At 55.5% G+C, this 8,118-nt stretch carries 6 protein-coding genes and 1 pseudogene; 6 read left to right on the top strand and 1 reads right to left on the bottom strand.

Going from position 1 to position 8,118, the window contains the following annotated elements; all coding sequences use genetic code 11:
- Positions 1-206: 206 nt before the first annotated feature.
- Positions 207-557, bottom strand: coding sequence for a DUF4873 domain-containing protein (locus G341_RS23315; protein WP_081622366.1), 351 nt, complete (start codon positions 555-557; stop codon positions 207-209).
- Positions 558-683: 126 nt separating this feature from the next.
- Between G341_RS23315 and G341_RS0100300 the strand changes: the two genes are divergently transcribed.
- From G341_RS0100300 to G341_RS24400, 6 genes and pseudogenes are all read left to right on the top strand, one after another.
- On the top strand, positions 684-1,652 hold the full coding sequence (locus G341_RS0100300) for an AurF N-oxygenase family protein (RefSeq protein ID WP_018177111.1): 969 nt from the start codon (positions 684-686) through the stop codon (positions 1,650-1,652).
- A gap of 176 nt (positions 1,653-1,828) precedes the next feature.
- Positions 1,829-3,352 (top strand): flavin-containing monooxygenase, encoded by a 1,524-nt coding sequence (locus G341_RS23310; protein WP_081622365.1) that lies wholly within the window; start codon positions 1,829-1,831, stop codon positions 3,350-3,352.
- A 63-nt stretch (positions 3,353-3,415) separates the two neighbouring features.
- Entirely contained in the window at positions 3,416-4,279 is an 864-nt protein-coding gene (locus G341_RS23305; RefSeq protein WP_155826654.1) for an SDR family NAD(P)-dependent oxidoreductase, read from the top strand.
- The gene (locus G341_RS23300) at positions 4,276-5,346 is read left to right on the top strand and encodes a ferredoxin--NADP reductase (protein ID WP_081622364.1); all 1,071 of its coding nucleotides are present in this window, start codon (positions 4,276-4,278) and stop codon (positions 5,344-5,346) included. The genes G341_RS23305 and G341_RS23300 overlap by 4 nt, the downstream gene beginning before the upstream one ends.
- Positions 5,336-6,259 (top strand): alpha/beta fold hydrolase, encoded by a 924-nt coding sequence (locus G341_RS23295; protein ID WP_081622363.1) that lies wholly within the window; start codon positions 5,336-5,338, stop codon positions 6,257-6,259. The genes G341_RS23300 and G341_RS23295 overlap by 11 nt, the downstream gene beginning before the upstream one ends.
- A 364-nt stretch (positions 6,260-6,623) precedes the next feature.
- Positions 6,624-7,946, top strand: a pseudogene (locus G341_RS24400) (IS1634 family transposase); the annotation flags it as partial.
- Positions 7,947-8,118 lie beyond the last annotated feature (172 nt).

The raw sequence follows: 8,118 nt of genomic DNA, 5'->3' as shown, positions 1-8,118 counted from the left end.
CCAGGATCCGGGTGACGGTGCGGACACTGATCACCGTGCCAGAGTTGTTCAGTTCCAGGCAGATGCGGCGGGCGGACCATTTCCGCGACCGCCGCGAGCATTCTCCTGGCGCGTTCACCGCTGACGATTTACGCCGCTCAACATGTCCGCATGTTCACGACGGCACTCCAGTAAGCAGCTGTGCACGAAACCCTCGAGGCGGGGATTTACATAGTCTGATCGGGGTGTTCGGCTTTGGCGATTGACTCGACTTCCGCCAGAGTGGTCGGCACGTGATATGGAGGCCGACTCTTGCCGGTAACCCGGTACCTTCCCCAAAAATCTGGATCGCCGACTACACACTCCGCTCGGCCTTCGGGCGTTGACAGTACCGCAACTGTGCGCTTGCCGCGTATAAGATCGTCCAACTCCGCGCTCCTATTGATCCTTCCATACCAGGTGTACAGCCCGTCAAGTGGCTGAAAGTAGCCCTTCACGTTCACGTTGACCTGCACTGCTTTGCCGCGGCACACAATCGTTCCCGTTCCGCTGTAGTCGTAGTCGTGGTGATCAGACACCTGGGTTCCACCTCTTCTTAAGTGCTCGTTGACAGACGATCCAAAGCATCGTACCATGAGTACCGCGTACTGAAGGTAGCGGCCATACGGCGCTGACCGAGGCATCAACGAAAGTGCATCATCACCATGACGATTCAAGACATGCCGGCCACGGTTCATGTATCAAACGAGGGGCTTGCGCGCGTAAATGGTCGCAAGCCGGTTGACATGGAGAGGTCGGCAGGTCGACTACTCCGATCGTCAACCGAGAAGTTCTACGATGCGGAGATTGACATCGATTGGGAGGCTCCGTGGGAAGTCGACAAGCATTACCTTCCTGAGCACCGTGTATCGCTCTACGGGACCAAAATTTGGAAAAAGTTGACCGATGAGCAGCGGGTGGAATTGGGTCGTCACGAAATCGTAAGTATTCTCAGTTTCGGCATATATGCCGAAAACCTCCTGAGTTCCGCTCTGTTGCGCATGTCACTCAAGGGACCGTTGACGGACCAGCGGGCCTTGTATGCACTTACCGAGGTGGGTGACGAATCTCGTCACTCAACGATGTTCGCGCGGATCATTAACAAGACGGGACTAGAGCCCTATAAGCTGCCGAAGGGGTCACTAGGCTTCGCCAAGATACTGCATTTTGTCCCGCTTGGCCCATCAGTTTCCGGAGCTACCTTGTTGATCGAGGAAATTCTGGATCGGGCCCAACGGGAAGCCATGAATGATCCTATGATGCAGCCGCAGCTTCGTCAATCGATGAAGATCCATGTACTCGAAGAAGCGCGTCACATTACGTTCGCGCGCCTGGAGATGGTGGAGGGGATGCAGAAACGAGGACGTGTATCCCGTGCGTGGCACCGTGGCGTTCTTGCATTGGTGGCCAATCTTGCCTATCCAATGCTTATCAATCCTCGCGTGTACCAAGCTGTCGGAGTTGGCCGGCTCCGCGGAGTCATTGCTCAACAGACCAGCCCAAATTACCGAACCAACTTGCAGTTTATGTCAGAACCGATGATTCGATTCTTTCATGAGGCTGGAATGATTGAGGGCAAGTTTACCAAGATGATGTGGCGCGCAACTCGTAGTCTTCCCGACGATCTGCGCTAAACCGTCGCATTCAATCCGATTCCGAACGCAGACTATCGACGTCTGTGTTCGATATCGCAAGGGTCCCCTGGCCAATTTCGTTGGCGGCTAGCCTACGGTAGACGGTCTTTCAACCATGGCTTCCGAAAGTTGGACTCATAGTATCGACCTAAAGTAACAGGAGTAGCAACAACCCAATGACTTCAACAGCTGACAAACGCGCAGCGCGCACTGTAAAGAAGCCCGAGATCCAGCAGTCAGAGCCAACCTTTGTGAAGGTGGTGATTATCGGTAGCGGGTTTTCTGGTCTAGGAATGGCTGCGCAGCTTCGTCGTCACGGCTACAACGATTTCGTCGTACTTGAGAAGGCGGATTCGTTGGGCGGAACCTGGCGTGAGAATACGTATCCTGGATGCGCATGTGACGTACCGTCACTCATGTATTCGTATTCGTTCGAAACCAGGGGAGACTGGTCGAAGGTATGGTCTTCGCAGCCAGAGATAGAGGGCTATCTGCAAGATGTCGCCGACAAGCGGGGTGTAACTCAAAAGATTCATTTCGGACAAAAGGTCGTTTCGGGATACTGGAGCGAATCTGAATCGCGATGGCATCTGAATACCGACTCAGGGCGTGAGTATATTGCCAGATATGTTGTTTCCGGCGTTGGTGCCCTCCATATCCCAAACTATCCAACGATTCCAGGCGTGGCGGACTTCACCGGGCAGAGTTTTCACTCTGCGGTCTGGGACCACAACGTCGATTTGAGAGGCAAGCGCGTAGCCGTAATTGGAACGGGCGCAAGTGCAATTCAGTTTGTTCCCCATGTACAGAAGGATGCCGGTACGCTGACCCTATTTCAGCGTACGCCGGCCTGGGTATTGCCTCGGAAAAACTTCGCGGTACCATCGCCATTTCGAACACTATTGAACAAGATCGGGCTCGCAAGGATTCTTGCGCGGTGGGCGGTCTATTGGGGTGCTGAGAGTCTAGCTTTCGGATTGAACGGTCACTCAAACCTCATGCGCCCCATTGAAAAACTCGCGCAATGGAATATTGCGAGATCTGTCGACGATCCAGAGTTGCGTGAGAAGCTGACTCCGACATATCGCATCGGGTGCAAGCGAATTCTGGGCTCAAATGACTATTATCCAGCACTTAATGCTCAGAATACTACTGTCGTGGACGAAAGTATTGCTAAGCTGACATCAGACGCGGTTGTTACGGCTGAAGGTACTTCGTATCCGGTCGATGTTATCATCTATGCAACCGGATTTCACGTCACAGACGGGTTTGATCAGCTCGCTTTGAAGGGTGCTTGCGGAAAAGATCTTCCAACGCATTGGCATGAAACTGGAATTAACACGCATCTTGGAATAACCACGGCCGGGTTCCCGAATCTATTCTTCTTGTTGGGGCCGAACACGGGGCTGGGACATAATTCTGTTGTCTTTATGATAGAGCAGCAGATCAAGTATATTATGAAAGCCATCGAAGCCCTCGACGGCGTTGGTGCGCAACGGATCGAGGTGCGTCCATCTGTACAGCAGGAATTTAATAGCGCAATCCAGCGAAGGCTGTCCAAGGGTGTTTGGACAAACGGCGGATGTACCAGTTGGTATCTTGATTCACAAGGGGTGAATCGCACTGTTTGGCCGGGATTTACCTGGCAATACTGGCGTGCTACGAAAGATTTTCGCCGTTCCGAGTATGAAATCGCATGAGGGCTTCGCGCCTTCTTCTCCTTTCTGAGCACAATATTTTGGGACAAGTAGGTATCAATGTTGATGAATTCAGTTGCTAGAGATTACAGTTCAAAGGTGGCAGTCGTTACTGGCGCCGCGTCTGGTATTGGACAAGCCCTCGCAATGCAGTTGGCGCAAAGAGGTGCAAGTCTTGCGCTGTCGGACATTGATGTAGACCGTCTAGAAGAGACCGCAGAGATTTGTCGAGACAAAACGGACGCTATCGTGGCTACTGCGCAACTTGACGTCGCTGACCGCGTTGCTATGAAGTCATATGCTGACGAGATCATGGCAAAGTTTGGCCAGGTCAATATGGTCTTCAATAACGCCGGGGTGGCGCTCGGTGCGGACGTTATTGATATGACATGGGATGATTTCGATTGGTTGTTCGGTATCAACTTTGGTGGAGTTGTAAATGGGACAAAAGCGTTCCTTCCCTACCTAATTGAGTCGGGTGACGGTCATCTAGTGAATACTTCAAGCGTGTTCGGACTCGTGGGAATACCGAGCCAAAGCGCATACAATGCAGCCAAATTTGGTGTGCGAGGATTCACAGAAGCGCTACGGCAGGAAATGAAAATTGCCCGTCACCCGGTTACGGTGACTTGCGTACATCCTGGTGGAGTAAAAACCAATATCGTAAACAATGCGCGTGGCGTCTCGCAAATGGGTGATGTCACAACCATCGCCTCAATGTTCGAAAGGATCGCGCGAACAACCCCCGATAGGGCCGCCTCCACAATCCTGAGAGGCGTCGACCGAAAGAGAGCTCGTGTACTCATAGGTGCCGATGCGCGGGTCTTCGACTTCGTAGCTAGATTCGTCGGCCCCCGATATCAGGACATTGCTGCGCCCGCAACTCGGGTCGGGTATGCATTGGCGCGTCGGAAAGGAATCATTAAATGAGTGTGGGCGAGGAGGCGCCGCCTTCAGCAGCGGTGCGTGCACGACCGCTGGTGGTGTCTGCCGTGCGGCAGGAGACGGTCGATGCCGTCACTGTCACTTTTGAGGTTCCCGACGACATCGCGAACGATTTCAAATACTTTCCGGGACAGTTTGTCACTGTCAAGGTTCCTTCGGATCAAACCGGCCACGTGTCGAGGTGCTACTCATTGTGCAGCTCGCCTCACATCGACGACTACAGTCTTGAAATCGGTGTGAAGCGCACCGACGGCGGATATGCTTCCAATTGGATCTGTGACAATATAGAGCCAGGTATGGAAGTTATGATGCTGCCCCCGTCGGGAAATTTCACGCCGAAGAGTCTTGATGCTGACTTGCTTCTCTTTGCGGGGGGAAGTGGAATAACGCCGATCTTGTCGATCATTAAATCAGCATTGATAGCGGGAGGCGGCGAAGTTGCCCTGTTCTACGCGAATAGGGATAAAGTTTCAGCAATGTACCGTGATCAACTTTGTCTGATTGCCGACGGGTTTCCCGAGCGATTTGCGTTGGTTGAGTGGTTTGAGAATGACTGCGGGCTACCGAATTCCGAGGTGCTGGACGACATGATATCGAGGCATGCCGGGTCGGAGATCTTTACCTGTGGGCCTGCTCCCTTTATGGATCTCGTTGAGACTTGCGCAAGTAATTCGGATGTGTCGCGGCAAGCCATCCACCGGGAAGTATTCCAATCGCTGGCCGGAGATCCATTTGATGGGGCAACGGTCCGTCGGCTCGCGGCCGACGAAGGAACTGCAATGGCGACGGTATATCTCGATGGCGAATGCATTAAGGTATCCTGGCCCAGGAGTGCGCCATTGCTTGATGTGCTTCTGTCGAAAGGATACAATGCTCCGTATTCCTGTCGTGAAGGTGCCTGTAGTGCGTGTGTTTGCAAGCTAATTGAAGGCGATGTCGATATGGTGGAAAACCATGTCCTGATTGAAGATGACGTTACTGACGGCGAACGTCTAGCCTGCCAGGCTATCCCGCTGACCGACAGTGTAATTGTAAGTTTCGATGATCTTTGATCGAACAAATCTTAAATTCTTGGAGGGTATCGAAATGGAGGCCATCTCGGCCGATGGAACGCGGTTGGCATACAACGAGTTCGGGCTGGGCAGGGAGGCGCCCCTGTTGGTATTTAGCCACGGGTGGTCGTGCCAGAGCGAGTTCTGGCGCCCCCAGATCGATAAGTTCGCTGCGACGCATCGTGTGGTCGTATACGACCAACGCGGGCACGGTGGAAGCGATCGGGGGTCCAGGCCGTTCTCGGCGCGGGCGTTGGGTGATGATCTTGAGGCGATCTTGCGATGCGTAGTGAATCCTGTTCGCAAGGCTGTAGTAATAGGCCACAGTATGGGCGGAATGTCCATAATGGCTTGGGCAGCGGGGTATCCGGAATCGGTAAATGAGCTGTCTCGGGGTGTGTTGCTTGCTAGCACGGGCGCTGCGCAACTTGTGAGCAAGTCGACTCTTTTGAGCCCGTCTCGGAGGGAAACGGGTGGTTTTGCTGAGCGAGTGCTTGCCAAGGGGCTAGGCCTCGGAGGGCCGGAAGTAAAGGCCTCTCTGCTTGCGCGTGCCCTTATCAAGTACGCGACTATGGGTCCGCGCGCATCAATTTCTGCGGTTGAGCAATGTACGGAAGTGTTGTTGCAGTGTCCGCCAGTGACGCGGGGGCTTTGGGGAAATGTACTGGCGACAATTGACGTCAGATCGGGCATTGATCAGCTCACCGTGCCGGTATCTGTGATTGTCGGTACGTCAGACCGGCTGACGCCACAAGTCCACTCGACTGAGATTGCCGATCGCTTGAGAGGTCAGGACTATCTGTCTGAGATCGTTGTTCTTCCTCTGGTCGGTCACATGAGCAACGTTGAGGCCCCGCAGGAATTTAATATGTGTGTGACTCGCCTCGATACTGCGACTGGGTGTTGCGCCTGAAGTGGGTGTGATCCGCTCCGGAGTTACCGTAGTGCGGGGTCGGCCCAGGTTTGATGATGTGCTGGCAACTGTGAAGGATAGTTTGTCATGCCGAAGGCGTTTTCTGAGGAGTTCCGTGCCGATGTGATCGCGGCCGTCCGTAACCGGACCGGGTCGACTGCGTCGGTAGCGGCGAGTTTCGGGGTGTCGTCCTCGTGCGTGCAGCGCTCAGGCCTGAGTTGCACAACTGATTCGGACATTTGATGGTTGGTGACTTGTCGGTGCAGGTCAGGGCGTTGTGGTGGGCGGATATGGTTCACTAAATTCGTCGATAGGATCGGCGGTTGTGGCGTTCATTCGCAAGGTGAGGACCGCGTCTGACGCGATGGCGGTGCAGATCGTGGAGAAGGTCGGGCGCTGCAACCGGGTTATCGAGCACATCGGGTCAGCCCGTGGCGATGCAGAGATCGCCGCATTGATCGCTACTGCGCGGGTCACGCTGCTGGCTGGGCAGCAGGCGCTGGAGCTGAACCTCGGTGCGGACGCGCCAGCAGCGGCGGGGCGGCGCCGATTACCGGTAAACGCTCGCGGTGGCTGATTGACGCTGTCACCGCCGCGTGGGAGCGTCTCGGATTTGCCGTGATTGACGATGACACCTTCTTCCAGCTGGTGCTGGCCCGGATCGTGGAGCCGTCATCGATCACTGATACTGCCCGCGTCATCGGCGATCTCGGGATCTCTCTCCCCCCTCCTCGGGCACCGCAACACCTATGCGATGACGTTAAAGCGTTGCAGTGCAGCCGGTTACCGTGATCAGATCGCGGCAGCCTGCTTCACTCACGCGAAAACGACCAGCGGGCTGTCGCTGGTGCTCTACGACGTGACGATCCTGTATTTCCAAGCGGAGAAGGAAGATTCGCTGCGTAAGGTCGGCTATTCCAAAGAACACCGGGTCGACCCGCAATTCGTGGTCGGGCTGCTGGTCGACCGGACCGGGTTCCCGCTGGAGATCGGCTGTTTCGCGGGGAATACCGCCGAAACCACCACCATCGTGCCGATCATCAACCAGTACCGCGACCGGCACGAGCCCGACGGCACCGACATGATCGCCGCCGCTGATGCCGGGATGCTGTCAGTGAGTAATCTGACCGCACTCGATGAGGCGGGCCTGGGATTTATCGCGGGGCCCGGCAGGTGAAAGTGCCCGGTGATTTGGCATCGCATTTCCATTGGCACGGTGGCCATTTCACCGACGGGCAGATCATCGACACGGTCACACTCCGGCGTGCCGGCACTGTCGTCAACAACTGGAAACTACGGCCGGAACCGGTCTGGAATGGCGACGATGAGAAGGCCTGGCGGGCGGTCTGGCATTAAAGCTCGGCGCGGGGCCGCCGCGACACCATCACCCTCAACGCACAGGAAGCCCGCGCACGCGCCGCGGTCGACGGCAGCCGGCCCGCCACATCCACCCGGTTCGTGAAAGTCGCCCGGCAGCAACCGCACCCTCGACGAGAAATCGCTCGAACGCGCGAGATCCCTTGTCGGACTGAAAGGTTACGTCACCAACATCGAGGCGGCCACACTCGGCGGTCGTGAGATGATTGGCAAATACCACGATCTATGGCACGTCGAACAATCATTCCGGATGAGAAAAACCGATTTGCGGGCACGGCCGATGCTCCATCACACCCGCGACGCCATCGACCGCACCTGACATGGGAACATCCTGCCCGACAGGACCGGCAGCCCCGCGATCAGATATCCACCACCAGCTGTCAACCCCGGGATTATAAGGATTTCGGTGTAAGTGGCTTAACACGCTGACCTGATGGGTTGGCGGGGAAGGTCACCGATGACCGAGATGATGGGTGCCGTGG

Source organism: Jongsikchunia kroppenstedtii DSM 45133, assembly GCF_000380485.1.
In the GTDB taxonomy this organism is placed as follows: domain Bacteria; phylum Actinomycetota; class Actinomycetes; order Mycobacteriales; family Mycobacteriaceae; genus Jongsikchunia; species Jongsikchunia kroppenstedtii.
Note: the sequence above shows the minus strand (reverse complement) of the source record. Positions and strands in the feature narration are given on the sequence as shown.

Bases quoted from the DNA above. Each gene is read 5' to 3' on its own strand.
- G341_RS0100300 (WP_018177111.1), top strand. From the start codon at position 684: ATGACGATTCAAGACATGCCGGCCACGGTTCATGTATCAAACGAGGGG.
- G341_RS23305 (WP_155826654.1), top strand. From the start codon at position 3,416: ATGAATTCAGTTGCTAGAGATTACAGTTCAAAGGTGGCAGTCGTTACT.
- G341_RS23300 (WP_081622364.1), top strand. From the start codon at position 4,276: ATGAGTGTGGGCGAGGAGGCGCCGCCTTCAGCAGCGGTGCGTGCACGA.
- G341_RS23295 (WP_081622363.1), top strand. From the start codon at position 5,336: ATGATCTTTGATCGAACAAATCTTAAATTCTTGGAGGGTATCGAAATG.
- G341_RS23310 (WP_081622365.1), top strand. From the start codon at position 1,829: ATGACTTCAACAGCTGACAAACGCGCAGCGCGCACTGTAAAGAAGCCC.